This is a genomic window from Aliiroseovarius crassostreae (genome assembly GCF_001307765.1).
Classification (GTDB): Bacteria; Pseudomonadota; Alphaproteobacteria; order Rhodobacterales; family Rhodobacteraceae; genus Aliiroseovarius; species Aliiroseovarius crassostreae.
On sequence record NZ_LKBA01000004.1, the window covers coordinates 556,586 to 582,467 of the forward strand.

Genomic DNA, 25,882 nt, shown 5'->3' on the forward strand with positions numbered 1-25,882 from the left:
ACGGGTGAGCAGAATATCCGAAACCGATCTTTACCTGCCGGTCAAGGCCTGGCTCGAAGGGATGGGATATGGGGTGAAGTCCGAAGTCGCCGGGGCGGATGTGGTTGCGCTGCGTGATGACAGTGATCCGTTGGTGGTGGAGCTGAAAGCCGGGTTTTCCCTGACCCTTCTGCAGCAGGCCGTGGCGCGTCAGGCCATCAGTGACCATGTTTATGTGGCGGTGCCGCGCTGGTCAGGGCGGTCTGGGTGGCGCGCTTTCAAGGGAAATATCGGTCTGTGCCGCCGACTTGGGCTGGGGGTTCTTTCGGTGCGCCTGACAGATGGGTTTGTGCAACTTCATTGTGATCCCGCGCCCTTTCTCCCCCGTAAGTCCAAAGTGAAATCGGCGCGGCTTTTGGGGGAATTTGTCCGTCGTGACGGGGACCCCAATATGGGGGGAACCAATGGCAAGATTGTCACGGCCTATCGTCAGGATGCCGAGAAACTAGCGGCTCATCTGGCTGAGCATGGGCCGATGAAAGGGGTTGATCTGGCCAAGGCGACGGGTGTGGAAAAAGCAACGACCATGATGGCGGCAAACCATTATGGCTGGTTTGAACGGGTTGAGCGGGGCGTTTATGGGCTGAGTGATGCGGGGCGGATGACATTAAGGGATGGGTGACATTAAGTTGACTATTTTGATCAGGATCAATTCCCTTCCGACCCTTTCCACGGTAGGGAACAGGAATGTAACAGGAGTTTCCCATGCGTCGCCTTGCCTTTCTGATCAGCCTGACCGCCGCCACACCTGCCGCCGCCTTTGAGACGCTGGAAGCGTTGGGTGAGGCGTTGTTTTTTGACGTCAACCTGTCGAAGAACCGCACCCAAAGCTGCGCTACCTGCCATGACCCCGAGGTTGGATTTGTCGATCCGCGCGGCCCGGTGTCGCTGGGCGATGATGGGGAGAGCCTGGGCGGGCGCACCGCGCCGACAGCGGCTTATGCGATGATGACACCAGGATTTAGCCAGCTCGACGAGGGGGCCTGGGTTGGTGGCATGTTCTGGGATGGGCGGGCTGCAGATTTGGCCGAGCAGGCCGGTGGTCCGCCGCTGAACCCGATTGAAATGGGAATGCCCGACAAGGCGTCCGTGGTGGCACGCCTGCAGGAAAACGCCGACTACGTCAGCAGTTTCAAGGCGCTCTTCGGCGAGGAAATCTTTGCTGATGACGCCGCCGCCTATCGTGCCATGACCCAATCCATTGCGGCGTTTGAAAAGACCGATCTGTTCGCTCCGTTCGACAGCAAATATGATCGTTTCCTGCGAGGTGAGGCGACGCTGACCGATCAGGAAGAACTCGGACGGGTTTTGTTCTTTTCGCAGCAATTTACCAATTGCAACCAATGCCACCAGCTGCGCCCGTCGCCCATCGCGGCGGATGAGACCTTTTCGAACTATGAATATCACAATATCGGCACGCCAAAGAACCCGGTCCTGAAGGGGCTGTTGGGGCCAGCCGGTGTCGATGGCGGGTTGATCCAGAACCCTGATGTGGTGGATGGCAAAGCCTCGGGCCGGTTCAAAACACCGACCCTGCGCAATGTGGCTGTCACCGGACCTTACATGCATAACAGCGTGTTTGAAGATCTGCGCACCGTGGTGCTGTTTTACAATCGCTACAACACCACCGACCCTGCGCGCCAGATCAACCCGGAAACCGGCAAACCGTTTGGCAACCCGGAAATCCCGATGAACCTGGCCAATGATATCCTGACCGATGGGCCAGCACTGGATGACAAACGCATTGATGCCTTGGTGGCCTTTCTGAAAACGCTGACTGACAAGCGCTACGAACATCTGTTGGAAGAGTAAGCTCAAAGACACTCCCGACTGCGCCCAACGATTTTGACGGATCTACAGGCCGTTTCTCTAGGCCGGGGCGCGTTTTCGTTCGCGAAACCAGATTATCAGACCACAGATTGCGACAAAGGAAAGCACCGCATCCACGAGGTTGAGACTGTTTTCAAAACTGAAACCGCCGCCAATGGCAGATAGAAAATCAAACAGGCAAAGAGCAGCAAACAGCGCGGCGACCCAGATCCGCTCTTGCTTAAGCCCGATCAGGAATAGGCAGGTGATTCCAAGCGTCAGCACAGAGGCGCCGATGTCATAAGTTAAGGGCGCATTCGGCGCATAGGCCAATGTTGCGAGGAGGATGCAGATCACAACCAGCTGGAGCCAGATCATGTATTTTATCGCTTGCAGAGTTATTGACACACCAACTTCCTCAGAGCTCAAATTCGGATCAGACAGGGCGATCCATCCACAAAGCGATGAATTCTGGATGCATTTATTGCCCAATCCCCCAAGTTGAAGTCAATCATCGAGAACGCGTTTTTACAATTCTAAAAAATAGCGAAGGCGCTGTTGACACCCACGCTCTCCATGCCTAACTGTTTCGTCGTTAGCACTCACCGACAGTGAGTGCCAAGGCGCCGGCCCATAAAGGACCGCGCGCAAATACCGAAACGAAACTGAGCTTAGGGAGCTTCAGAAATGGCATTTACTCCGCTGCATGACCGTGTTCTGGTCCGCCGTGTCGAAAGTGACGAAAAAACCGCTGGTGGTCTGATCATCCCCGACAGCGCCAAGGAAAAACCCGCAGAAGGCGAAGTGATCGCCGTGGGTGAAGGCGCCCGCAAAGACAGCGGCGAGCTGATCGCACCCGCCGTGAAGGCTGGCGACAAGGTCCTGTTCGGCAAATGGTCCGGCACCGAAATCACCATCAATGGTGAAGAACTGCTGATCATGAAAGAAAACGACATCATGGGCATTCTGTCCTGATCGTCTGACCTGATTTACCAAGAATTCTAGGAGCAAACACAATGGCTGCTAAGGACGTAAAGTTCGCAACTGACGCCCGCAATTCCATGCTGCGCGGCGTGAACATTCTCGCTGATGCTGTAAAAGTGACCCTCGGCCCGAAAGGCCGTAACGTGGTTCTGGACAAGTCGTTCGGCGCCCCCCGCATCACCAAAGACGGTGTGTCGGTTGCCAAGGAAATCGAACTGGAAGACAAGTTCGAAAACATGGGCGCGCAAATGGTGAAAGAAGTCGCCTCGCGCACCAATGACGAAGCCGGTGACGGCACCACCACCGCAACCGTTCTGGCCCAGGCCATCGTGCGCGAAGGTCTGAAGCAGGTTGCTGCTGGCCTGAACCCGATGGACCTGAAGCGCGGCATCGATCTGGCCACCGCCAAGGTTGTTGAGGCAATCAAAGCTTCGGCTCGCGACGTGAAAGACAGCGACGAAGTTGCGCAGGTTGGCACCATCTCGGCCAACGGCGAAGCTGAAATCGGCCGTCAGATCGCCGACGCGATGCAGAAAGTCGGCAACGAAGGTGTGATCACCGTCGAGGAAAACAAGGGTCTGGAAACCGAAACCACTGTTGTTGAAGGCATGCAGTTCGACCGCGGCTACCTGTCGCCCTACTTCGTGACCAACCCCGACAAGATGATCGCTGATCTGGACGACTGTCTGATCCTGCTGCACGAGAAGAAACTGTCGTCGCTGCAGCCGATGGTTCCGCTGCTGGAGCAAGTGATCCAGTCGCAGAAACCGCTGCTGATCATCGCTGAAGACGTAGAAGGCGAAGCTCTGGCAACTCTGGTTGTCAACAAGCTGCGCGGCGGCCTGAAAATCGCAGCCGTTAAGGCTCCGGGCTTCGGCGATCGTCGTAAAGCCATGCTGCAGGACATCGCAATCCTGACCGGCGGCCAGGTGATCTCGGAAGACCTGGGCATGAAGCTCGAGTCGGTCACCATGGACATGCTGGGTTCGGCCAAGAAAATCGAAATCACCAAAGACGAAACCACCATCGTCGACGGTGCTGGCGAGAAAGCCGAGATCGAAGCACGTGTTGCCCAGATCCGCACCCAAGCTGAAGAAACCACCTCGGATTACGACCGTGAGAAACTGCAAGAGCGCGTGGCCAAACTGGCTGGCGGTGTTGCCGTGATCCGCGTTGGCGGCATGACCGAAGTGGAAGTGAAAGAGCGCAAAGACCGTGTGGACGACGCTCTGAACGCAACCCGTGCTGCTGTGCAGGAAGGCGTGATCGTCGGCGGCGGTGTTGCTTTGGTTCAGGCTGGTAAAGCGCTGGAAGGTCTGGAAGGCGACAACGCTGACCAGAACGCCGGTATCAACATCGTGCGTAAAGCCATCGAAGCTCCGCTGCGTCAGATCGCTGAAAACGCTGGCGTTGATGGCGCTGTTGTGGCTGGCAAAGTGCGCGAGTCGGAGGACACCTCGTTCGGCTTCAACGCTCAGACCGAAGAATATGGTGACATGTTCTCGTTCGGCGTGATCGACCCGGCCAAAGTGACCCGGACCGCTCTGGAAGATGCGGCATCGGTTGCCGGCCTGCTGATCACCACCGAAGCCATGGTTGCTGATAAGCCGGCCAAAGATGGCGGCGCCGGTGCTGGCATGCCCGACATGGGTGGCATGGGCGGCATGGGCGGCATGATGTAAGCCATCCGTACCGGACCATGTTCCTCGGAACAGGAAAGGCGCCCTTCGGGGCGCCTTTTCTTTTGGGTCATACGCCCTCCGCCACGTGCCGCGCAGCTTGTGGGTGGTCGGCTATTGCAGCGCCGCTTCGATGGCGCGCTTCAGGTCAGGGGCAAGCTCGATACCCTTGGGGATGACTTTGCCAATATTCGCCTCTTGATTGCCGCCATATGCTTTTTGAATGAGGGATCGAAGCTTGTTGATCGCTTTTTTTCTGACAAACCCGATACCCTTCGCAGACAGGTCATTAAACGCATCTGCGTGCCCTGGTGTCGCATCCCCGTCCGGGTAAAGTTCTTTAGCAGCCTTGCGCTTTTTTTTGAAATCGTTGTTGTCCGCGCTGGCTGTGGCATTCAGGACTTTGAAAACTCGATCTTCAAGCTGCGCCTGATCGACGCCCATCACTGCTGCGCAATAGTTGGGGCAGACAAAATAGCTTTCGATGTCGGCACCTTGGGTGATCCAGCTTTGTTCGGGTTTCAATCCCCAATTCTTTCGCCAATGCTCTTTCTCGATGTCCAGCATCATGTCGCCATCCCGGTGCACCAGTGTCCGAACATTGCCGAAAAGCGCCTGAAGACTATTCAGCACTGCTCCTTTGGGAAGATTACCACAGCCGCTTAGTGGCCAGATTGCGATGCGCCGTTCCAATTCGGGCCATTGGCCGAGCAGCAGGCGTAGCATGTCCGTGTCTTGGTCCTCGGTCAGCAAAACCAGCTCTTTGTCCAGCAACCCCCATCCCATTTGTTGTCTCGCGGCGTCGCTGTTTCCCACCCTTGTCCCGTCCTTCATCCAGATAACATTGGCTTGGTCGGGCAGGGCGCGCATGACGCTGGGGCTATGGGTGGTTAAAATGACTTGACAGTCGTGTTTTTCAGATGCGCTTGCGATTTCGCGGATCAAGCGCCCCTGTGCATCCGGGTGCAGGTGGCTATCGGGTTCGTCAATCAGCAGAAGGCGGGGTTTGAAAAAGACGATATATGCAAAGATCTGGATTGTTTGAAGAAACCCAATTCCTGCGAGTTCGAGGGGGCGCCAGTCGGTCATGCCTGCGGTTTTGAACTGGGCGGAGATTGTGTAGTCTGATTGATCGTCGAACAAAATCCGAAACTCTGTTCCACGGATGGCGGCGGACACCCGTTCGGTCAGTTCGCTCAGCGGTGCCTCGTCATGGGCAATTGCCGCATCCTCGGCTTGTTTCAGCAGCAAAAGGACGTTTCTCAGGACTGTATTTGCGTCCCCTGCTGCGGCCTGGCGCAACACGATGCTTGTGGCCCTCCGCTCCTCGGACAGGGGAATGCCGGCCAAGCCGGGAATGTAGGTGCTAAACTCACGATCCCGATCGCGGATCGCGCTGGTAATGGCGTTGGCTGAGGGGACTTGAACAGACAATCCCTCATTTCGTGCGGCTTTGAGCCAGAGCTTTGCCGTTTCATTGTCACCATTCGAAGCTGTCGCTTTCAACATTACGTCCATGCGCGGCGAGGCTTTGAAGTTGCCAAAGACCCCATCATTTCCGGCATCCTTATAGGAGGGCGATGGAATGTAGGTCGCGTCATTCAGTGATAGTGTCGATCCGGTGTCGGAATTATTCGGCTCAACGGAAGAGTGTCGGGCGCTTTGCACCATCCAATGTAAGGCTTGCAAGACAGAACTTTTGCCGGACCCGTTTGCCCCTACGATGACGTTGAAGTGCTTTAGGGGAAGTGCCACCTGCTTGATTGCTTTAAAATTCTTGATTTCGACGCGCGTAATTTTCATCGGATACCCTCGTTATGGTAGAGCGGTTATACAGAACACACTGATCAGATGTGAAGGCCCGCCTACGTCATGACCGTGGGATTTCGCCTGAATCGGGGGGAGAGATTTTTACGATTTCCTCTTACAACTTTTCGCATCGCACTCTATGTTAATGTGCATAACATCCAACTTTGGCGGGGACAGCCATGTTTCGACCTTTTCTGATGACCCTTCTTTCCTCACTGCTCGTGATCACGGCACTGCCCTCGCGCGCGCAGGAGGTCTATCGCTTTGGAGATGACGCCTATATTGCAGGTGACAATGTAACCCTGTCGGGGGAGGCGGTGGACGATGCCTTTGTCGTTGGCAACACCGTACTTATTTCCGCCCCGGTGCAGGGCTCGGCCCATGCCGGAGGGCGCTCCGTCTCGATTTCGGCACCGGTTGGCCAGAATGTCTATGCCGCCGGGATCAATGTGAATGTCTCGGCTGAGGTCGGTCGGGATGCTCAGCTTGCCGGGGATACCGTCCTCGTTGCGGCCCCGGTTGCCGGGGATCTGCGGGTGGCAGCACAGCGGGCCGAGATCACGGCAAATGTCGGTGACAGCGCGCTTGTCGCGGCGGAGAATATCCTGCTCACAGGGGTGATCGCGGGGGATGCAAGCTTTGCCACCGACAATATCTCCTTCGGGGAAGGTGCCCGGATTGATGGTACGCTTTACCTTTTTTCAGAAGATCCGGACGGGATCCAGGTGCCGGAGCATGTGGTTGCCGCCGACCGCGTTGAGCGCTATGCCGAAGCCGAGTTTGATGGGTCCGCAGATCCAAAAGGTGGGGCCAAGGCAAAGCCCGCTTCCGGGTCTGGCTGGTTTGCTTCTGTCATGAACACGGTCGGGTCCATCCTCGTGCTGGCCGTGCTGGCCAGCATCGTGGCCTATTTTGCGCCTGGGTTCCTGATGGCCCTGCGCGACAGGACAATTGAAAGCCCGTTTCGCGCGATGTGGATGGGCCTGCTGGCGGTGTCGGCCCTGACAGGGACCGTGTTTGTGCTGGGGGCAACGGGGTACGGGATCCTGCTGGCGCCGTTCACGCTGCTGGCAGCGGGCCTGCTTGCCGCCGCTGGCTATGTCATCGGCGCCTACCTGCTGGGGGTCTGGGTGGTCAAGCTGGCGGGCCAGCCACTGCCGGTGACATTGGCGGAACGCGCGGTGGCGGCCCTTTCCGGTGCGGCTGTCACCACCATTCTGGCGATGATCCCGGTGATCGGTTGGCCGCTGGTGCTGGCGGTGACGCTGGCCGGGGCAGGGGCCCTTGTGATCCGCTGGGTGGCGCCGGGCTTCTACACGGAAGTCTGAGCCGCGGGCCCACGGCCCCCTTGCCGAATACGATAAAAGTCAAATGCGATGAAAGGCCCCCCAATTGGTTTCGTTCTCACCCAGAAGACAGGACGTCCGAAACCAATTGGGGGGCTCTGAGGTTCGGCGGCGCAAATTGGCGCAGTTGCGCATCCCGCCCTCGCAATCATGCCGCGCTCGCCCTAGATAATGAGCATGTTTGGTTCGTTTCTACCTGTTCTGACCCTGTCCCTGATGGCTCTCACCGCCTTTGCCCCGCCCGCACGTGCGGAATGTGTTGTGCTGTTGCATGGGCTTGCCCGCAGTCCGTCCTCCCTCTGGGTGATGGAAGAGGCGCTGGAGCTTGAGGGATATCAGGTGGTCAATCTGGGCTATCCATCGACCGAGGCCAAAATTGAAACCCTGGTCGCGCAAGCGATCCCCCCGGCGGTGCAGGCCTGTGGAGTGCAGAAGATCAATTTCGTGACCCATTCCATGGGCGGCATTCTGGTGCGGGTCTGGTTGCAGGACAATCACCCAGACAATCTGGGGCGCGTCGTGATGCTGGCCCCTCCCAATCAGGGATCGGAACTGGTGGATGCCTTTGCGGATCTCGAACCGTTTGAGTGGATCAATGGTCCGGCGGGGCTTGAACTGGGGACAGATCGGGGCTCAATACCCAATCAGACTGCCCCCCCGAATTTTGAGCTGGGGATTATTGCCGGCAACCGTTCGCTCAACCCGATTTATTCGTCGCTGATCACGGGTGAAGATGATGGGAAAGTGTCGGTTGAAAACACCAAGGTCACCGGCATGACGGATCACATCGTCATGCCGGTGACCCATACGTTTATGATGACCAATCCACTGGTGATTGCACAGGTGCTCGCGTTCCTGAAAGAGGGCACGTTTGCGCATGGCCTGACCCTTGGGGCCGTGATCGAACAGGTGGCCCGTGAGCACGGCTACCTCGACTGACCCCGACGGCCGTAGGAGAGGGAACGCCCGACCGATGGTTCTGGGGCCGCCCATGGCACTTGCCAAATGAAAACGCTAAATGAAAAGGGCGCCCCCTGAGGCAGGAGCGCCCTGAAACGTTTCGGGATGCGCGGCCTCAGACAGCCTGACTGTGGCCCGCCTCGTTCATCTCATAGGCATCGAAGTAGCGCGCAATGATCCGGGCCAGCGGATAGGCTTCCTTGCGGATCAGCATCTTGCTGCCCTCAAAATCAAGCGTCTCCGGCATCGCTTCGTCCAGCCCGTCGGCCATGGCGGCAAGGCGTGCAGGGTCGTCGTTCAACTCTTCTGCCACCTGCGCGAAATCAACCTCGAAATCGCACAGCAACAGCTCAATGATCCGGCCACGCACCCGGTCTTCGTGATCGAAGGCATGCCCCTTTGCGGTGGTCAGCGTGCCCGCCCGCGCCGCGGCCTGGTATTTCGAGGTGGCCGGTTCGTTTTGCGCATACCCCTGCGGGTAACGCGAAATCGAGCTGGCACCAATCCCGATCAGCACTTCCGAACTGTCTTCGGTGTAGCCTTGGAAGTTGCGGCGCATCGTGCCCGTCTTGTGGGCAGTGGTCAGCCCGTCGCCGGGTTTGGCGAAATGGTCGATGCCAATCTCGTCAAATCCTGCTTCAAGGAACAGGTTGCGGGCCGTGTTGAACAGCTCCAGACGCCCCTCGGGGGTCGGCAGGGCCTCGGTCGGGATCAGGTTCTGACGGCGTGCCATCCAGGGCACATGGGCATAACCAAACAGCGCCACCCGGTCAGGGGCAAGGCTGATCAGTTTGTTCACCGAGTCGGTGATCCGGGCCTCGTTCTGATGAGGCAGGCCGTAAAGGATATCCATATTCAGGCTGGTGATGCCGCGCTCACGCAGGCCATCCACGGTGTCCTTCGTGATTTCATAGCTTTGCGGGCGGCCAATGACCTCCTGGATCATCGGATCGAAATCCTGCACCCCGATCGAGGCCCGGTTCATGCCCGCCTCAGCCAGCGCATCCAGACGTGCAGCATCCACCTCTGAGGGGTCGATCTCGACCGAGAACTGCGCCTCATCCGCCAGGGGCATGGTGTCGAGAATCGCTGCCGTCAGTTCGGTGATCATCTCAGGCTGCAGCAAGGTGGGCGTGCCGCCGCCCCAGTGCAGGTGTTCGATCTTGACGCCAGGGGCCACAATGCCCTTCAGGGTGGCAAGCTCCTGTTTCAGCGTATCGAGATAGGCGCGCACCGGCTCTGCCGTGGCCGTGCCCTGGGTGCGACATGCGCAAAACCAGCACAAACGACGGCAAAACGGGATATGCACGTAAAGCGATACGGTGTCGCCGGCGGGGATCGCCTGGATCCAGTTGGCAACGACATCCGGCCCGAAGCCGGGTTTGAAATGCGGGGCCGTCGGATAGCTGGTGTAACGGGGGACACGAGCGTCAAAAAGTCCGAGGCGTCTGAGTTGCGTAAGTGTCTGCATTCCAGTAGCGTGTACAGTGAAACGCGCCCATAACCTTGATCAGGATCAAGCAGATGCTTCATCTGCGGAATTTTTAACCATGACAACAGCCATAAAAGACGCCGCCTTCAACCTTCGCGATTGCGGCTCCTGTCCAATTCGCCACCGTGCCGTGTGTTCACGTTGCGAAGCGGATGAACTTGACGCGCTGGAAAATATCAAATTTTACCGTTCCTACGAGGCCGGACAGCCAGTGCTTTGGGCCGGTGATCCCATGGAATTTGTGGCCTCTGTCGTCAGTGGTATCGCGACACTTAGTCAGACTATGGAAGATGGCCGCACCCAAATGGTCGGGCTGCTGCTGCCATCCGACTTCATCGGCCGTCCGGGGAGAGATTTTGCCCCCTTCGATGTGGTCGCCGTGTCCGATCTCACGGTCTGCTGTTTCCGCAAGAAACCGTTTGAGGAGCTGATGGCCTCAACGCCGGCGATTGGCACCCGTCTGTTGCAGATGACCCTGAACGAACTGGACAGTGCGCGTGAATGGATGCTCGTGCTGGGCCGCAAAACCGCGCGCGAAAAGATCGCCAGCCTTCTTGCCATTCTCGCCCGCCGCGATGCGTCTATGAACAAAATTTCGCCCAGCTCGGGCATGAGTCTGGACTTGCCGCTTACACGCGAGGCAATGGCGGATTACCTTGGCCTGACCCTGGAAACGGTCAGCCGTCAGATTTCGGCACTGAAAAAGGCCGGGATCATCACCCTGGAAGGCAAACGCCACGTGATCATCCCGGACATCGAAGCACTTTTGGCAGAGACCGGCGATGACGTTGATGGTGGTCCGCTCTGAGCAGCTTGTAGCGGTCTGGTTTGGGAAACACCTCATTGCCCTGAATAAGACAGGTTTCGGGGCGCGCGCCGTGCGCGCTTACCCCTCCTCATTTTCTGGTCAAAATATCCCGGGTGAGCGCGAAGCGCGAGGGGCAGCGCCCCTATCGCACCATTGCTTCAGACCAGCATCAATGCGCCAGAAAGACCGGTTTCTCGGCGACCTCCAACATGTGACGCGTGGCCCCCCCAAGGATGCTCTCGCGGAAACGGCTGTGGCCGTAGGCCCCCATCACAATCAGGTCGGCATCCTTGTCGCGGGCGTGTCGGTTCAGGATGTCGGAAATCCGCGGCAGGGTCTTGGCCATGACCGACACCTCGGCGCGCACGCCATGACGTGAAAGCATCTGGGTCAGGGATCCCCCCGGATCCGAGCGCTCCGGCCCGTGGGTCGGTGGATCAATGATCGCAATCGACACATTGCGTGCCTGGCTCAGGATTGGCATTGCATGGCGGATTGCCCGCAGGGCTTCTGTGCTTTCATTCCATGCGACCACAACATTGCCGATGGTTTCCGGCAGCTCCGTCCCATCAGGCATGACCATTACCGGAACGGATCCGTCGAACAGGGCTGCTTCGACGATGGCTTCCATTTCATGTCCGCGCCCCTCGCCATATGGGCGGGGCAGGATCACGAGGTCGGAAAACCGGGTGTGGTGGGCGATCAGGCCGTTCAGGGCCACCATCTGGGCGGTCACGGATGATGTGGACCAGCAATGCGCGGCGCCGCCAAGTTGTGAGCGGCAATACTCCTCGGTCTCCCTGGCGTCTTCTCGGGCCTGCGCCAAATTGTCCTGAATAACCATAGCCGAGGCGCCTGCGTAGTAAAAACCCTGCTGGGAATGGTCGAGCCCAAGGCAGATCGCATTCAGGTGTGCGTCCCCTAACCGACACAGGGCGGCAGCCGCGTCAAATGCTGATTTGCAAAGGGTTTTGTCTGTTAAGACAGTCGTAATGGTCTTGTAGTCCATGGATTGCTCCGGGGCTGGAAAGGTCTGTTTTCGCGTCCAGCCTGCCTTTTTGCCCCCCTGCGACGCTTTGACATGGGTCAAGGGGCTGGAAATCTGCCCCCCTGCGACAGTTTTGACATGGATCAAGGTAGGCAAATGGGGATAGGTGCGACACCGACGACAGTCGAAAAGTGTCCCCGAATCCAATTTCGGGATCTGGGGGCATTGCGTGACAAAGACGAAGGGACGCAAAATGTGGGATTACCTCAAATTGGTAGTGTATGGCCTTGTTGCACTTTTGGCCGCCATTGCCGCTAGCTATGCCCGCGACGTAGCCTACCAGGTGCATGCCATCCTGGTGACACTCATCGCGGTCGGCCTTTTCATCTACTCGCTGAAGCGCGTGGGTGAACCGAAGGTCGTGGAAACTGGATATATGGATGGGCCGGTGCGTGTGGGCGCCGCGCTGACTGCGTTCTGGGGCGCAGTCGGGTTCCTGGTCGGGACGTTTATCGCGTTCCAGCTGGCATTCCCGTCGCTGAACTTTTCCTGGGCCGAAGGATATATGAACTTTGGGCGCCTGCGTCCGCTTCACACCTCGGCTGTTATTTTTGCGTTTGGCGGAACCGCGCTGATCACCAGCTCATTTTACGTGGTGCAGCGCACCTCGGGCGCACGCCTTTGGGGCGGTAACCTGGCATGGTTCGTGTTCTGGGGATATCAGATCGTGATCCTGCTGGCGGCAACCGGCTATGTGCTGGGGTCGACGCAAGGTAAAGAATACGCTGAACCCAACTGGTATACTGACCTTTGGCTGACCATCGTGTGGGTGGCTTACCTTCTGGTGTTCCTGGGTACGCTGATGAAGCGCAAAGAGCCGCATATCTACGTGGCCAACTGGTTTTATCTGGCATTTATCGTCACGATTGCGATGCTGCACGTCGTGAACAACCTGGTTGTTCCGGTGTCGATCTTCGGTTCGGCTTCGGTGCAGGTCACCTCCGGTGTGCAAGATGCGATGCTCCAGTGGTGGTACGGCCACAACGCTGTGGGCTTTTTCCTGACCGCAGGCTTCCTGGGCATGATGTACTACTTCGTGCCGAAACAGGCTGAACGCCCGGTCTTCTCGTATAAACTGTCGATCATCCACTTCTGGGCACTGATCTTCCTGTATATCTGGGCTGGTCCGCACCACCTGCACTACACCGCTCTGCCGGATTGGGCATCGACCCTTGGTATGGTGTTCTCGGTGATCCTGTGGATGCCGTCCTGGGGTGGCATGATCAACGGTCTGATGACCCTATCGGGTGCATGGGACAAGCTGCGCACCGACCCGGTGATCCGTATGATGGTTGTGTCGATCGGCTTTTACGGTATGTCGACCTTTGAAGGTCCGATGATGTCGATCCGCGCCGTGAACTCGCTGTCGCACTACACTGACTGGACCATTGGTCACGTGCACTCAGGTGCGCTGGGCTGGAACGGTATGATCACCTTCGGGATGCTCTACTTCTTGGTTCCCCGTTTGTGGGGCCGCGCAGGTCTTTACAGCCTGAAACTCGTGAGCTGGCACTTCTGGCTCGCCACCATCGGTATCGTGCTTTACGCCGCGTCGATGTGGGTGACCGGGATCCTCGAAGGCCTGATGTGGCGCGAAGTTGACGCACAAGGCTTCCTCGTGAACTCGTTTGCCGACACCGTGGCCGCCAAGTTCCCGATGTATGTTGTGCGTGCTCTGGGTGGTGTGATGTTCCTCTCTGGCGCATTGATCATGTGCTATAATCTCTGGATGACCGTTAAGGCGTCGCCGGCAGCAGAAGCTGCCAACGATACCGCAGCGGCACCGGCCGAATAAGGAGGGCTGGACCTATGGGAATTCTCGACAAACACGTCGTTTTCGAAAAGAACGCCACGCTCCTCCTGGTTGGCAGCCTTCTGGTTGTATCCGTCGGTGGTATCGTGGAAATCGCACCGCTCTTCTACCTCGAAAACACGATTGAGGATGTGGAAGGCATGCGCCCCTACTCTCCGCTCGAACTGCAGGGTCGGAACATCTATATCCGCGAAGGCTGCTATGTTTGCCACTCGCAGATGATCCGCCCGATGCGTGATGAGGTAGAGCGTTATGGGAACTATTCGCTGGCGGCTGAAAGCCAGTATGACCACCCGTTCCAGTGGGGCTCCAAGCGGACAGGTCCTGACCTTGCCCGCGTGGGTGGCCGTTACTCGGACGAGTGGCATGTGGACCACCTGGCGGACCCGCAATCGGTTGTGCCGGAATCGGTGATGCCGAAATATGCTTACCTGCTCGATAATGTCATTGAGCCGAAGTATATTCGCGAAGTCATGGAGACCAATCGCATTGTAGGTGTTCCTTACACGGACGAGCAGCTGGAAAATGCCGAAGCTGACTGGCTGACCCAGGCAAATCCGGATGGCGATAACTCGGATCCGGATGCCCTTGAGGCCCGTTACCCGAAGGCACAGATCCGTAACTTTGATGGCCAACCGGCCGTCACGGAAATGGACGCGCTGATCGCCTATTTGCAGATGTTGGGTACTCTGGTCGACTTCTCGACCTTTACACCTGACGCAAGCCGGTAAGGAGTAGGGATGATGGACACCTATAGCCTCATGCGCGCATTTGCAGACAGCTGGTTCCTGATCGCGATGTTCGCCTTTTTCATCGGGGCCGCAGTTTTTGTGTTTCGCCCCGGAGTGAACAGAATGCATGACGACATCGCGAACATCCCCTTCCGCCACGAAGACAAACCTGCCGGTGATCAGGACTGATGTCCTGACGCTCAGCTCAAGGAGTTGCGGCAAATGAGTAAAAAACCTGTAGAGAAGAAAGAGATCGAAACGACCGGTCACGAATGGGATGGGATTCAGGAGTTCAACAACCCTCTCCCGCGTTGGTGGGTCTGGATCTTCTATATCACCATTGTCTGGGGTGTCTGGTACACCATTGCCTATCCCGCATGGCCGTTGATCAAAGGCGCCACCGCCGGGTATCTGGGGTATTCGACCCGCGGTGAAGTTGCAGCCGAGATCCAGCGTTTTGATGAGATGAACGCTTCGATCAACGCAGAACTGGCTGCGGCTGACCTGACCGAGATCCAGCCGGGGACCGAGCTGTACAACTACGCTTCGCAATCCGGTCGTGCCACCTTTGCAACCTGGTGTTCGCAGTGTCACGGTGCGGGTGCGGACGGTGCCGTTGGCTATCCGAACCTGCTGGACGATGACTGGCTGTGGGGGGGGGACATCGAAGCCATCCACACCACCATTCAGAACGGTATCCGTGATGTATCTAATGATGACACCCGTCTGAACGACATGCCTGCCCATGAGGACCTGCTAGAGGCCGAGGAAATCACCCAGGTGGTTGACTATGTCCTGTCGCTGAGCGGTGGCGAAGCCGATGCAGCCAATGTGGAAGCCGGTGCGGTGGTGTTCGAAGATAATTGTTCATCCTGCCACGCTGCGGGTGGTGTTGGGGATCGCGATATGGGCGGCCCGAACCTGACCGACTTCATCTGGCTTTATGGTGGTGACAAAGAGACCATTACGGAATCTGTTACCAAAGGGCGTACCGGTGTGATGCCGGCATGGTCGGCCAAATTGACCGAAGCCCAGATCAAGGGGGTGGCAGTTTACGTTCACCAGCTGGGCGGCGGCGAATAAGCCTTCGGCCAGAAGAGATCCGGGGCCTCACTCCCCGGTTCGGCACCGATCCCTGATCCTGTTCGCGCGTTTCTCCGGGATCGGTGCCTCCAAATTCAAAAGGTCCGGGCCATGGGGCCGGGCCTTTTTCATGGGTAACGATGAAAATGTGCAAACCGATCCCGGATTGCAATCCCTAAAGTGTTTCGACTTATTACTGAGACACAATAATGAGGCGAAACGCCCACGACATTGATATCTCTTGCAGCGTTTCGGTTTTGCCCTGTGTTTTTGCCCTGTATCAGGTTAAAATCGAAACGCTTTAGTTGCGACGAGATGGTACTGCGTCAAATTAAAAATTCTTTTATTAATAATGATTTAGAGGGTATTAATGCGTGAAGCATCCGAGAAGGTTTTGATCCACATCAAGGCTTGAATGTAGAATAATTCTTAGATCAGAGCAGATCCGGGTCGCGCAGCGGCATGGTTTTGCAACGCCCGCCCCTTGCTTTCGTCCTTCGCTCTTTATGAGCGTTTTGCCGCATTGCCCCTCAGGTGAAAACAGGCGACACGCTTGGGAAACAGATACTTTTGATTACTCAGGACAGGATTCTGTCGATGTCAGACGCACCGGAACAGCTTTACGCACCACGCGAGCCAGTCTTTCCCAAACGGGTAAAAGGCACTTTCCGCAGCCTCAAGTGGTGGATCATGGCGATCACACTCGGGATTTATTACCTTGCCCCCTGGATCCGTTGGGATCGCGGGCCCAACCTGCCCAGCCAGGCGATCCTCATAGATATGGCAGATCGCCGGTTCTATTTCTTCTGGATCGAAATCTGGCCGCATGAATTCTATTTCATTGCGGGCCTGCTGATCATGGCGGGGCTTGGGCTGTTTCTGTTCACCTCTGCTGCCGGGCGGGTCTGGTGTGGCTATGCCTGCCCCCAAACGGTCTGGACTGACCTGTTTATTCTGGTGGAGCGTTGGGTCGAGGGTGATCGGAATGCGCGTCTGCGTCTGCACCGCCAGAAATGGAACGGGGAAAAGATCCGCAAACGCCTGGTCAAGTTCGTTCTCTGGATCATGATTGCCGTGGCCACGGGGGGGGCTTGGGTGTTCTATTTTGCAGATGCCCCGACCTTGCTGGTTGATCTGATCACCATGCAGGCCCATCCGATGGCCTATTCCACCTTGATGGTGCTGACCGCAACCACGTTCTTCTTTGGCGGCATCGCCCGTGAACAGGTCTGTATATATGCCTGCCCCTGGCCGCGCATTCAGGCTGCGATGATGGATGAAGACACAATCACCATCGCGTATCGTGACTGGCGCGGAGAGCCGCGTGGGCGTGGTAAGCAACGGGATGACCTGGGGGATTGCATTGACTGCAACGCCTGTGTTGCCGTGTGCCCGATGGGCATCGACATTCGCGATGGCCAGCAGATGGAATGTATCACCTGTGGCCTGTGTATCGATGCTTGTGACGAGATAATGGACAAGGTTGGCAAGGAGCGCGGGCTGATTGATTATCTCGCCTGGAAAGACGAGGCAAGCGAACGTGCAGGACAGGCGAAAGTGCCGGTGATCAAGCACCTTCTGCGGCCGCGCACCATTTTGTATACGTCCCTTTGGGCATTGGTTGGCGTTGGTCTGACCGTGGCCCTATTTGTTCGTCCCGCCGTGGATGTGACGGTGCGCCCGGTGCGCAATCCAACCTATGTGACCCTGTCTGATGGGTCGATCCGCAACACCTATGACGTTGGGGTGCGCAACCGCTATGGGGAAGAATGGCCCTACTATTTCGCCCTGCCGCCTGGCTCTGACCTGAAGCTTGAACTGGAAGGGTCAGACAAGCTGGTGGTGGTTGCAGACCCCGATACCGAAGCCAAGCAACGGGTGTATGTCATTGCCCCGCGCGGGTCGGAAACAGCCCGCAAGGACCGCACTGAGATCCGTTTGTGGATTGTCGATGGCGTAACCGGTGACCGTGCCTATCTGGATACGGTCTTCAATGGGCGCGGCGGCTGATCAGCAACCCATATCCGGGCAGTGAACCCCGGATTATGCGACAACATCCTCCGGATGCGCTCAGGCGCTTCCGGTATACTCGAAAAAGGCGCGAACAGATGAGTGAACCAACCGAAAAGAAGGAATTCGAGCTGACGGGCAAGCATGTCCTTGCGATCACCGTGTCAGCTTTTGCCGTGATCATCGGTGTGAATGGCTATATGGCCTATTCCGCGATCAATACGTTTCCCGGGCTGGAGACCGAAAATTCCTATGTGGCCAGTCAGCAGTTTGACCGCTTGAAAGAGGGGCAACTGGGGCTCGGCTGGGATGTGTCTGCCAAGGTAGAGGGGAAAAATTTGGTGCTGGATATCCGCGATGAGGATGGCCGCGCGGTCGAGGTGAAATCCATCTATGCCATTTTCGGTCGGGCCACCCATGTGCGTGACGACCAGGAACCCAGTTTCAGCCAATCCTCCTCCGGGGCCTACACCGCTGCGGTGGGGGCGCTGGATTATGGCAACTGGAACCTGCGGATCAACATCCTGTCCAAGGATGATGTTCCCTTCCAGCAGCGTATTCAGATCTATATCCCGAAAACCAGCTGAGGCTTTCCCATGTCGACGCCGATTTCTGCCTGTCCCGCCTGTGATGCCGCCCCCCTTGCCAAGGAACAGGCAGGGAAGGGGCAATCAGGCAACGGAATGATAGGCAAACGCATTCTGTTGTCGCTGCCGCAGATCTATTGTGCGGCCTGTATCACCGGTGTTGAGGCCGGGCTGTCAAAACAGCCCGGTGTTCGTCAGGCGCGGGTCAACCTCACCCTCAAACGTGCCACGGTTGAAGCGGATCCGGAGGTTGAAGCGCAGGACCTGGCGGATTATCTGACGGGCATCGGGTTTGAGGCCTATGAACTCGACCCCGGCCAGCTACGCTCCACGGCAACCGATCAGAAAGGCAAGGATCTGCTGATGCGCCTCGGCGTGGCAGGGTTTGCGATGATGAACGTGATGCTGCTGAGTGTCGCGGTCTGGTCAGGGGCGGCAGATGCCACCAGAGATCTGTTTCACTGGATATCTGCCGTCATTGCCATTCCAACCGTCGGCTTCTCCAGCCAGGTGTTTTTCCGGTCCGCCTGGACCGCGTTGCGGGTGGGGCGGCTCAATATGGATGTGCCGATTTCGCTGGCGATCCTGCTTGCGCTTGGCATGTCGCTTTATGAAACGATGCATTCAGGGGCACATGCTTATTTCGACGCTGCCCTGTCACTGACATTCTTCCTGCTTGCCGGGCGTTACCTTGACTATCGCACCCGGTCAGTGGCGCGCTCTGCTGCGGAAGAGCTGGCCGCCCTTGAGGTGCCGCGTGCCGCCCGTGTGACCGATACGGGTGACGAACAGGTGGCCGTGTCCGAGCTTCAACCCGGTGATATCGTCCGTGTCGTGCCCGGGGCCCGCGTGCCGGTGGACGGGATCGTCCTGACCGGGGAAAGTGAACTGGATCGAGCCCTTCTGACCGGGGAAAGCCTGCCCGTTGCGGCGGGCCCTGACACGATCGTCTCAACCGGGGAGGTCAACTTGACCGGCCCGCTGACCGTGCGGGTGACCGCGGCTGGCAAGGACAGCTCGCTGCACCGTATGGCGGACCTTGTTGCGATCGCGGAAACCGCGCGCAATCGCTACACCTCTCTCGCTGACAAGGCCGCCGCGGTTTATGCGCCGGTGGTGCATTTGCTGGCGCTTGCGGCGTTTCTGTTCTGGGTCTGGTATTCCGGTGGTGACTGGCGCATGGCGATGAATATTGCGGTGGCGACCCTGATCATCACCTGCCCCTGTGCGCTTGGCCTTGCCGTGCCGGCGGTGACCACCGCCTCCTCGGGGACGCTGTTTAAGCAGGGAATGCTGCTCAAATCCGCCACAGCGATGGAACGCCTGGCAGAGGTGGACCATGTTGTGTTTGACAAGACGGGCACCCTGACACAGGGCAAGCCGGTCATGGACGGGATTGAACGCCATCGCGAACAGGATCTGCAGGTGGCCCTTGCCCTGGCCGAAGGATCCAGCCATCCGCTGGCCGCCTCACTGACACAGGCCACCCGCGCACGGGGGATCCAGCCCGCCGAGGTGAGTGGTCTGCGTGAGGTGCCGGGCAAAGGGATCGAAGGGCAGTGGAATGACAAGACTGTACGCCTTGGCCGCGCCGAGTGGCTGGGGGCAAACTCGGTTGGGCAGACGGCAACCTACCTGTCCATCTCCGGTACACGCCCGGTTGCCTTTACCTTTACCGACAATCTGCGCGAAGGCGCTGAAGACGCCATTGCTGCGTTCAAGGCGCAGGGGCTTGGGATCACGCTGATCTCCGGCGATGTGCCTGCGGCCGTTGGTGAGCTTGCCGGACGGGTCGGAATCTCTGACTGGAAGGCGGATACCCTGCCCGAGGACAAGGCCGAGTTCGTGGCCCGTCTGGGGAAATCCGGAAAGAAGGTTCTGATGGTCGGGGATGGGTTGAACGACACGGCAGCGCTTGCTGCCGCGCATGTGTCGATCTCGCCCTCATCGGCGCTTGAGGCCGCGCGGGTGGTGTCCGACATCGTGTTGCTGGGGCAATCCATGGCCCCTCTGGGGCGTGCAACCGTGCTGGCGAAATCCGCAACTCGCCGGATCATTGAAAATTTTGCAATTGCGGCGGGCTATAATGCGATCGCCATTCCGATTGCGTTGGTGGGGCTGGCGACACCGCTGGCGGCGGCTCTGGCCATGTCCCTGTCTTCCATCACGGTCAGCGTGAACGCGCTGCGCCTGACCACATTCAAAGATCCGTAATTTTCACCCGTAGTAGTCGCCAAAGTCCAGCCGCTGAGAGCGTGTCGGTTTGTCCGAATGGCTGGCCTTTCCGACTGGTCTGAGGCAAAATTGCACCGAAGCAATCGGTGACTTCCATTGGAAAGGCTGCGTTATGAACGTGCTTGTGTATCTCATCCCAATTTCGCTGCTGTTGGGCGGGGCAGGGCTGGCGGCCTTTTTCTGGACCCTCAGGAGCGATCAATATGACGATCCGGATGGCAACAGCCAACGGATCCTGTCAGATCGCTGGGATGACACCCCTCCCGAGGAGTGAGTGTTCAGATCAGGTTGAGGTCACGTGCGATCATGGCGGCATGGGTGCGGTTCTTGGCGCCCAGTTTGCGCACCACGGCGCGCATGTGCATTTTGACGGTTACTTCCTGAATGGAAAAGGAATGGGCGATCTCTTTGTTCTGAAGCCCGTCGCAGAGCCCGCGCAGCACCTGAATTTCACGCTCCGACAGATGAGACAGCGGGCGTCGCCCGTTGACGTGAAACAGGTCATTCAACAAGGTCACATACTTTCCTCTTAGGGCGAGGGGCAAGGCACGCGCCAGATCCGTTGCGTCCAGTTCGCGGGATAAAACGGCGTTGGCACCGGCCTGTTGGGCCCGTTGCGCCAGTTCAAGCGATCCCCCCCGCAACACAAGTGCCATCTTCGTCTGCGCGAAGGCACGGGACAATCTCATCACAGTATTCATCCCCTGCAGGTCAGGCAGTTGATAGTCCAGGATGATCAGATCAAATGGGCCATGTGTCACCGCTTCAAGCGCCTGTCGTGACGTGGAAACCAGCAACCGCTCGTGGAATGGCAGCGTGTCCAGAGCTGTGTTCAGAGAGTTGGACAGCGTGGGATCTTCTACTGCTACGAGAATTTTCAATGATGCGCCTAAGTGTTTGAAATGCTAGGGGACAATAAAAAACACTGACATATGGGTGGGTTGTGGAACACCTATCAATAAGTATAGGTATTTTTTGGGGCGATTTTAGCTAATTGCAAAATGACAACACTCAAAGGTTGTTCGTGTAAAAATAGAACCATTTTGCAAAGCTGACCTATGGGAAGGTTTCGTGGACGCAAAATCGTTTCGATTTTGATCTGTGGTAAAGGGGAAACAATGTGAAGAAAAAGAGATCATTGTTTTGCGCGGTTCGGGATGAACCCATGCCTCAAGCCTGTCCCGAGTTGCTTTATTGTTGCCCATCTACGCTGTTGCCGGTCGCTGCTGGAAGGGCCATCAGAATTGTCGGGCCGATCTGATCCACGATCAGCTTCACGCCTTGCCGGGTTGGGTGAAGCCCATCCGGCTGCATGTAATCCCGCAGCGCGGCCTGGCGGTTTTCCTGCGTTGTTTCAGCGTTGTCCAGGGCTGCGAAAAAGTTGGGAATGAATGTGCTCCCATGCTTTGACGCGAGATCGGCAAAGGCCTGATCATACGACGCTTTCTCGACCGCGCCGAAATTCAGGGACGCGGGCACACGGATCAACACAGAGGGCAAGTTGCGGGAATTGATTTCGGTCAGGATCGCATCGAGGTTTCTGCGTGTTTCCGTTGCAGGCAGGCCACGTAGCATGTCATTGCCCCCCAGATTGACCAGCACCAGATCCACCTCATCTGTCAGGGACCAGCCCAGCCGCGCCCTGCCTCCTGCTGTCGTGTCACCTGAGACCCCGGCATTGATGACGGTCACGTTGCGCCCTTGGGTGCGCAGCCATGTCTGCAATTGCGGAACAAACCCGTCGCCTTGGTCCAGACCGTATCCCGCGGTCAGGCTGTCCCCAAGGGCCAGAAGGGTGACAGGCGTGTCGGCATGGCTGAGATTCGGAACAGACAGGGCTAAGACGAAAGACAGCTGTGCCAGCCGGGCGGCAATTTTCGGAAAGGACTTGTTCATGGCTTTTTTCACCCCATATCCGGTGGAACTCATTGCTTTTCTCCTGACAGGTGCCCGATGCCCGATGCTGCCCAATCCGCCGTCCTGACCCTGACCGATGCCCGGTTGACGCTGGGGCGCAATGCAGGGCGGACTGAGATCCTCAAAGGCATTGACCTGACTGTTGAGCGTGGGGAAACGCTTGGGCTGACGGGGCCATCGGGGTCTGGCAAAAGCTCTCTCCTCATGCTGATGGGCGGGTTGGAGCGTGCCACCGGGGGCACCATCACCGCCCTGGGGCAGAATTTGGGGCAGATGGGCGAGGATCAGCTTGCCCGGTTCCGCAGGGATCATATGGGGGTGGTGTTTCAATCTTTCCACCTTATCCCGACCATGACAGCGCTGGAAAATGTTGCAACCCCCCTGGAGCTTGCAGGCGTCCCAGAGGCGTTTGTCCGGGCCGAGGAAGAGCTGTCTGCGGTGGGGCTTGGCCATCGTCTGCACCATTATCCCAGCCAGATGTCCGGGGGGGAACAGCAACGTGTGGCGCTTGCGCGTGCCGCCGCCCCGCGCCCGGATATCTTGCTTGCGGATGAACCGACCGGAAATCTTGATGGTGCCACCGGGGATGTGATCATGGACCTGCTGTTTGGACTGCGGGACCGCCATGGGGCGACCCTGATCATGGTCACCCACGCACCTGAGCTTGCGGCCCGCTGCGACCGGACCCTGTGCCTTCAGGACGGGGTCTTGGTATGATCCGTGAGATGAGGCAGGCCGCTCGGATCGCTCGGCGCGACATGCGGGGCGGTCTGCGAGGATTTCGCATTTTTCTGGCCTGCCTGATCTTGGGGGTGGCCGCGATTGCGGCCATCGGCTCAGTGCGTGAAAGCCTGCAGCAGGGGCTGGCGGATCAGGGGGCGGTGCTTCTGGGGGGGGATGCGTCTGTTTCCTTCACATACCGGTTTGCAGATGAGGCTGAACAGGCGGTGCTGATGCAGTCAGCGGACGCTGTTTCGGTGATCGCTGACTTTCGCTCTATGGCTGTGGTGGAGGAGGATCGAGGCCTCACGCAGGTGAAGGCAGTGGATGAAAACTATCCCCTTTATGGACAGGTTATTTTGGACCCGCCGATCCCGCTTGCGCAGGCGTTTTCGGGCAAAGGCGGCCTGCCCGGCGCGGTGATGGATGACCTGCTGATGGACCGATTGGGGCTGGGGGTCGGTCAGGAGTTTGCGCTGGGGGGCAACCGATTTGTTCTGATGGCAGAGCTGGTCAGCGAGCCAGACAATGCCACCGGCGGGTTTGGTCTTGGGCCACGCACACTGGTTGCACGCGAGGATCTGACGCGCCTGGGAATGCTCGCGCAGGGCACCTTATTTGACAGCGAATACCGGTTGCGTCTGGACGAAGGGCGCGATCTGACAGAGATCAAATCCAGCGTCATGGCGCAGCTCGCGCAAACAGGTGCGCGCTGGCAGGATGCGCGCGATGGCGCGCCTGGGATCAGCCGGTTCATCGAGCGTCTCTCCTCGTTCCTTGTTCTGGTCGGGCTTGCCGGTCTGGCGGTTGGAGGTGTCGGAATTTCCGCAGCCGTCAGGGCCTATCTTGACGGCAAGACAGAAACCATTGCCATTCTGCGCGCGCTGGGTGCCACGCGGCGGGTGATTTTCTTCAGTTACTTCATGCAGATTGCGGTTCTGACCATGCTGGGGCTGGTGATCGGGCTCGCGATTGGGGCGGCCATTCCGCTTGTGCTTGCCCCTGTTATCGCAGCGGCCTTGCCCATTGAGGCAGCCGTTTCCGTTTATGCCAGCCCCTTGATTGAGGCCGCCATCTATGGCGCGCTGGCAACGCTTCTCTTCACGCTTTGGCCGCTGGCACAGACAGAAGACGTGCAGCCAGCCTCTCTGTTTCGCGATGCGGCCCTTGGGCGCGCGCGCTGGCCCCGTCTCGTGTATGTGCTGATGACCCTTGCCGTGCTGGTGATCCTAGTCTTTCTAGCAGCACTCCTGTCGGGCATGTTTGAACTGGCGCTCTGGACGTTTGTCGGTGTTGCCGGGGCCTTTGCGGCGCTCGCCCTGACCGGGCTGGGGATCCGGCATCTGGCCCGCTGGCTTGGGCATCTGCCAGGCCTGCGAGGGCGCCCGATCCCGCGTATGGCCCTCAGCGCCGTGGGGGGGCCGGGTGGAGAGGCCGGTGCGGTGGTGCTCTCCCTTGGACTGGGGCTTTCGGTGCTCGCCGCTGTGGGGCAGATCGACAACAACCTGCGTGGCGCGATTGCGCGTGACCTGCCCGCCGTAGCGCCAAGCTTTTTTGTGGTTGATATCCAGCCTGATCAGATCGAGGGCGTTCTGGCGCGACTGAATGCGGATGAAGGCGTGTCGCGGGTCGATACCGCGCCGATGCTGCGAGGGGTGATGACCAGCATCAATGGCCAGCCCGCGCAGGAGGTCGCGGGCAATCATTGGGTGGTGCAAGGGGATCGTGCGCTGACCTATTCGGCCAAGCCCACCCGCACCCATGTTGTGGCGGGGGAATGGTGGCCCGAGGATTACCAGGGCCCGCCGCAGATTTCCTTTGCCGCAGAGGAGGCCGAGGAGATGGGGATTGGACTGGGGGACAGCGTGACCATGAATATTCTGGGCCGGGACATCACGGGGGAGATCACCAGCCTGCGCGAAGTGGATTTTTCACAAGCTGGTATGGGGTTTGTTCTGACCATGAACCCATCTGCATTGACCGGTGCGCCCCATACCTGGCTTGCGACGATCTATGCGGAGCCGGAGGCCGAGCCTGCCATCTTGCGTGATCTGGGCCGGAATTTCCCGAATATCACGCTTATTTCGGTGAGGGACGCCATCACCCGTATCTCGGGCCTGATGGGGCAGGTGGCCGCCGCCGTCACATATGGGGCGCTGGCCACTTTGGTGACGGGGTTTGTGGTGTTGATCGGTGCCGCAGCCGCGGGCGAGCGTGTGCGAACCTACGAGGCGGCGGTCCTGAAGACACTGGGCGCCACACGGGCTGAAATCCTGATGAACTTTGCGCTGCGATCTGCCGTGCTGGGGGCCGCTGCTGGGGGCGTGGCCGTGATTGCTGGTGGCGTCGCGGGCTGGGCTGTGACCCATTATATTATGGAAAACGACTATGTTTTTGAGCCGGTTTCGGCCATTGCCATTGTTGTCGGGGGAATCATCGCGACAATCCTGGCTGGGCTGTTTTATGCGTGGCGTCCGTTATCCGTGCGACCGGCACAGGTTTTGCGCTCTCGGGACTGATGGGTGCTCCCGCGCCTTTTCTCCCTGAGGGTGGGCAGGCTTGGGTGGCTCACTGCGTGAGCCTGTCAGGGGCTTTGCCCCTCGGACCCACTCTTTGAGTGAGTCCTCACCCAAAGCGTTTGGGACAAGCTTGCAGCATAAGTTTGTTACCAAACGCCTGCAACATTGGTAACGCGCGCTGCGTTTCGGTTTCCCCCTGTGACCGGGTTAAAACCGAAACGCTTCAGGATATTTATGTCCAGAAAATGAGGGTCAAACGTGGGCCGCGCGGTGTTCCTTGCGGATGACGAGCT

The 25,882-nt window shown here is 58.3% G+C and carries 23 protein-coding genes; 17 read left to right on the forward strand and 6 right to left on the reverse strand.

What is annotated here, in order from left to right; genetic code table 11:
- Positions 1-4 precede the first annotated feature (4 nt).
- Both AKJ29_RS04920 and AKJ29_RS04925 read left to right on the forward strand, forming a co-directional pair.
- Entirely contained in the window at positions 5-661 is a 657-nt protein-coding gene (locus tag AKJ29_RS04920; RefSeq protein ID WP_055188466.1) for a DUF2161 domain-containing phosphodiesterase, read from the forward strand.
- An 83-nt stretch (positions 662-744) separates the two neighbouring features.
- The gene (locus AKJ29_RS04925) at positions 745-1,851 is read left to right on the forward strand and encodes a cytochrome-c peroxidase (protein ID WP_055188467.1); all 1,107 of its coding nucleotides are present in this window, start codon (positions 745-747) and stop codon (positions 1,849-1,851) included.
- Positions 1,852-1,908: 57 nt separating this feature from the next.
- Here the strand turns inward: AKJ29_RS04925 and AKJ29_RS04930 are convergent, their stop codons facing one another.
- Entirely contained in the window at positions 1,909-2,226 is a 318-nt protein-coding gene (locus AKJ29_RS04930) for a hypothetical protein (protein WP_055188469.1), read from the reverse strand.
- A 309-nt stretch (positions 2,227-2,535) separates the two neighbouring features.
- Here AKJ29_RS04930 and AKJ29_RS04935 point away from each other — a divergent pair, with 309 nt between their 5' ends.
- Both AKJ29_RS04935 and groL read left to right on the forward strand, forming a co-directional pair.
- Positions 2,536-2,823, forward strand: a complete 288-nt coding sequence (locus AKJ29_RS04935) for a co-chaperone GroES (protein ID WP_055188471.1) — start codon at positions 2,536-2,538, stop codon at positions 2,821-2,823.
- Between the two features lie 41 nt (positions 2,824-2,864).
- Complete coding sequence (gene groL / locus AKJ29_RS04940; RefSeq protein ID WP_055188474.1) at positions 2,865-4,514, forward strand: chaperonin GroEL; 1,650 nt, start codon at positions 2,865-2,867, stop codon at positions 4,512-4,514.
- Positions 4,515-4,625: 111 nt separating this feature from the next.
- Here the strand turns inward: groL and AKJ29_RS04945 are convergent, their stop codons facing one another.
- Entirely contained in the window at positions 4,626-6,314 is a 1,689-nt protein-coding gene (locus tag AKJ29_RS04945) for an AAA family ATPase (RefSeq protein ID WP_074963587.1), read from the reverse strand.
- A gap of 185 nt (positions 6,315-6,499) precedes the next feature.
- Between AKJ29_RS04945 and AKJ29_RS04950 the strand changes: the two genes are divergently transcribed.
- The gene (locus AKJ29_RS04950; protein ID WP_055188477.1) at positions 6,500-7,648 is read left to right on the forward strand and encodes a hypothetical protein; all 1,149 of its coding nucleotides are present in this window, start codon (positions 6,500-6,502) and stop codon (positions 7,646-7,648) included.
- Positions 7,649-7,843: 195 nt separating this feature from the next.
- Positions 7,844-8,605, forward strand: coding sequence for an alpha/beta fold hydrolase (locus AKJ29_RS04955; RefSeq protein ID WP_082392531.1), 762 nt, complete (start codon positions 7,844-7,846; stop codon positions 8,603-8,605).
- Between the two features lie 136 nt (positions 8,606-8,741).
- Here the strand turns inward: AKJ29_RS04955 and hemN are convergent, their stop codons facing one another.
- Positions 8,742-10,097 carry an oxygen-independent coproporphyrinogen III oxidase gene (gene hemN, locus AKJ29_RS04960; protein ID WP_055188479.1) on the reverse strand — a complete coding sequence of 452 codons (1,356 nt, stop codon included), beginning with the start codon at positions 10,095-10,097 and terminating at the stop codon, positions 8,742-8,744.
- Positions 10,098-10,176: 79 nt separating this feature from the next.
- Between hemN and fnrL the strand changes: the two genes are divergently transcribed.
- On the forward strand, positions 10,177-10,926 hold the full coding sequence (gene fnrL, locus AKJ29_RS04965) for a transcriptional regulator FnrL (RefSeq protein ID WP_055188481.1): 750 nt from the start codon (positions 10,177-10,179) through the stop codon (positions 10,924-10,926).
- Between the two features lie 169 nt (positions 10,927-11,095).
- Here fnrL and AKJ29_RS04970 read toward each other — a convergent pair whose 3' ends face one another.
- On the reverse strand, positions 11,096-11,935 hold the full coding sequence (locus tag AKJ29_RS04970; protein ID WP_055189038.1) for a universal stress protein: 840 nt from the start codon (positions 11,933-11,935) through the stop codon (positions 11,096-11,098).
- A 232-nt stretch (positions 11,936-12,167) separates the two neighbouring features.
- Between AKJ29_RS04970 and ccoN the strand changes: the two genes are divergently transcribed.
- The 8 genes from ccoN (at position 12,168) to ccoS (ending at position 20,707) form a co-directional block, all read left to right on the forward strand.
- Complete coding sequence (gene ccoN, locus AKJ29_RS04975) at positions 12,168-13,769, forward strand: cytochrome-c oxidase, cbb3-type subunit I (RefSeq protein WP_055188483.1); 1,602 nt, start codon at positions 12,168-12,170, stop codon at positions 13,767-13,769.
- A gap of 14 nt (positions 13,770-13,783) precedes the next feature.
- Positions 13,784-14,518, forward strand: coding sequence for a cytochrome-c oxidase, cbb3-type subunit II (gene ccoO, locus AKJ29_RS04980; RefSeq protein ID WP_055188485.1), 735 nt, complete (start codon positions 13,784-13,786; stop codon positions 14,516-14,518).
- A 12-nt stretch (positions 14,519-14,530) separates the two neighbouring features.
- Complete coding sequence (locus tag AKJ29_RS04985) at positions 14,531-14,707, forward strand: CcoQ/FixQ family Cbb3-type cytochrome c oxidase assembly chaperone (RefSeq protein ID WP_063139419.1); 177 nt, start codon at positions 14,531-14,533, stop codon at positions 14,705-14,707.
- A gap of 33 nt (positions 14,708-14,740) precedes the next feature.
- Positions 14,741-15,601: a cytochrome-c oxidase, cbb3-type subunit III gene (gene ccoP / locus AKJ29_RS04990; RefSeq protein ID WP_055188489.1), complete on the forward strand. Its 861-nt coding sequence runs from the start codon at positions 14,741-14,743 to the stop codon at positions 15,599-15,601.
- A gap of 597 nt (positions 15,602-16,198) precedes the next feature.
- Complete coding sequence (gene ccoG / locus AKJ29_RS04995; RefSeq protein WP_055188491.1) at positions 16,199-17,611, forward strand: cytochrome c oxidase accessory protein CcoG; 1,413 nt, start codon at positions 16,199-16,201, stop codon at positions 17,609-17,611.
- A 98-nt stretch (positions 17,612-17,709) separates the two neighbouring features.
- The gene (locus AKJ29_RS05000; RefSeq protein ID WP_055188493.1) at positions 17,710-18,198 is read left to right on the forward strand and encodes a FixH family protein; all 489 of its coding nucleotides are present in this window, start codon (positions 17,710-17,712) and stop codon (positions 18,196-18,198) included.
- A 9-nt stretch (positions 18,199-18,207) separates the two neighbouring features.
- The gene (locus tag AKJ29_RS05005; RefSeq protein WP_055188495.1) at positions 18,208-20,412 is read left to right on the forward strand and encodes a heavy metal translocating P-type ATPase; all 2,205 of its coding nucleotides are present in this window, start codon (positions 18,208-18,210) and stop codon (positions 20,410-20,412) included.
- Positions 20,413-20,545: 133 nt separating this feature from the next.
- Positions 20,546-20,707 carry a cbb3-type cytochrome oxidase assembly protein CcoS gene (ccoS, locus tag AKJ29_RS05010; RefSeq protein WP_055188497.1) on the forward strand — a complete coding sequence of 54 codons (162 nt, stop codon included), beginning with the start codon at positions 20,546-20,548 and terminating at the stop codon, positions 20,705-20,707.
- 4 nt (positions 20,708-20,711) lie between these two features.
- On the opposite strand, the gene AKJ29_RS05015 is transcribed toward ccoS, so the two are convergent.
- Both AKJ29_RS05015 and AKJ29_RS05020 read right to left on the reverse strand, forming a co-directional pair.
- The gene (locus AKJ29_RS05015) at positions 20,712-21,314 is read right to left on the reverse strand and encodes a response regulator transcription factor (RefSeq protein ID WP_074963588.1); all 603 of its coding nucleotides are present in this window, start codon (positions 21,312-21,314) and stop codon (positions 20,712-20,714) included.
- A gap of 310 nt (positions 21,315-21,624) precedes the next feature.
- Positions 21,625-22,362, reverse strand: a complete 738-nt coding sequence (locus AKJ29_RS05020) for an arylesterase (RefSeq protein ID WP_235477273.1) — start codon at positions 22,360-22,362, stop codon at positions 21,625-21,627.
- Positions 22,363-22,386: 24 nt separating this feature from the next.
- Here AKJ29_RS05020 and AKJ29_RS05025 point away from each other — a divergent pair, with 24 nt between their 5' ends.
- A complete protein-coding gene (locus AKJ29_RS05025) occupies positions 22,387-23,067 on the forward strand; it encodes an ABC transporter ATP-binding protein (protein ID WP_055188502.1) in 681 nt (226 codons plus the stop codon).
- An 8-nt stretch (positions 23,068-23,075) separates the two neighbouring features.
- Entirely contained in the window at positions 23,076-25,589 is a 2,514-nt protein-coding gene (locus AKJ29_RS05030; protein ID WP_055189042.1) for an ABC transporter permease, read from the forward strand.
- Positions 25,590-25,882 lie beyond the last annotated feature (293 nt).

Bases quoted from the DNA above. Each gene is read 5' to 3' on its own strand.
- hemN (WP_055188479.1), bottom strand. From the start codon at position 10,097: ATGCAGACACTTACGCAACTCAGACGCCTCGGACTTTTTGACGCTCGT.
- ccoS (WP_055188497.1), top strand. From the start codon at position 20,546: ATGAACGTGCTTGTGTATCTCATCCCAATTTCGCTGCTGTTGGGCGGG.
- AKJ29_RS04925 (WP_055188467.1), top strand. From the start codon at position 745: ATGCGTCGCCTTGCCTTTCTGATCAGCCTGACCGCCGCCACACCTGCC.
- AKJ29_RS05000 (WP_055188493.1), top strand. From the start codon at position 17,710: ATGAGTGAACCAACCGAAAAGAAGGAATTCGAGCTGACGGGCAAGCAT.
- ccoP (WP_055188489.1), top strand. From the start codon at position 14,741: ATGAGTAAAAAACCTGTAGAGAAGAAAGAGATCGAAACGACCGGTCAC.
- AKJ29_RS05025 (WP_055188502.1), top strand. From the start codon at position 22,387: ATGCCCGATGCTGCCCAATCCGCCGTCCTGACCCTGACCGATGCCCGG.
- AKJ29_RS04955 (WP_082392531.1), top strand. From the start codon at position 7,844: ATGTTTGGTTCGTTTCTACCTGTTCTGACCCTGTCCCTGATGGCTCTC.
- ccoG (WP_055188491.1), top strand. From the start codon at position 16,199: ATGTCAGACGCACCGGAACAGCTTTACGCACCACGCGAGCCAGTCTTT.
- AKJ29_RS05030 (WP_055189042.1), top strand. From the start codon at position 23,076: ATGAGGCAGGCCGCTCGGATCGCTCGGCGCGACATGCGGGGCGGTCTG.
- fnrL (WP_055188481.1), top strand. From the start codon at position 10,177: ATGACAACAGCCATAAAAGACGCCGCCTTCAACCTTCGCGATTGCGGC.
- AKJ29_RS04935 (WP_055188471.1), top strand. From the start codon at position 2,536: ATGGCATTTACTCCGCTGCATGACCGTGTTCTGGTCCGCCGTGTCGAA.
- AKJ29_RS04945 (WP_074963587.1), bottom strand. From the start codon at position 6,314: ATGAAAATTACGCGCGTCGAAATCAAGAATTTTAAAGCAATCAAGCAG.
- groL (WP_055188474.1), top strand. From the start codon at position 2,865: ATGGCTGCTAAGGACGTAAAGTTCGCAACTGACGCCCGCAATTCCATG.
- AKJ29_RS04970 (WP_055189038.1), bottom strand. From the start codon at position 11,935: ATGGACTACAAGACCATTACGACTGTCTTAACAGACAAAACCCTTTGC.
- ccoO (WP_055188485.1), top strand. From the start codon at position 13,784: ATGGGAATTCTCGACAAACACGTCGTTTTCGAAAAGAACGCCACGCTC.
- AKJ29_RS04950 (WP_055188477.1), top strand. From the start codon at position 6,500: ATGTTTCGACCTTTTCTGATGACCCTTCTTTCCTCACTGCTCGTGATC.
- AKJ29_RS04930 (WP_055188469.1), bottom strand. From the start codon at position 2,226: ATGATCTGGCTCCAGCTGGTTGTGATCTGCATCCTCCTCGCAACATTG.
- ccoN (WP_055188483.1), top strand. From the start codon at position 12,168: ATGTGGGATTACCTCAAATTGGTAGTGTATGGCCTTGTTGCACTTTTG.
- AKJ29_RS05020 (WP_235477273.1), bottom strand. From the start codon at position 22,362: ATGAGTTCCACCGGATATGGGGTGAAAAAAGCCATGAACAAGTCCTTT.
- AKJ29_RS05005 (WP_055188495.1), top strand. From the start codon at position 18,208: ATGTCGACGCCGATTTCTGCCTGTCCCGCCTGTGATGCCGCCCCCCTT.
- AKJ29_RS04985 (WP_063139419.1), top strand. From the start codon at position 14,531: ATGGACACCTATAGCCTCATGCGCGCATTTGCAGACAGCTGGTTCCTG.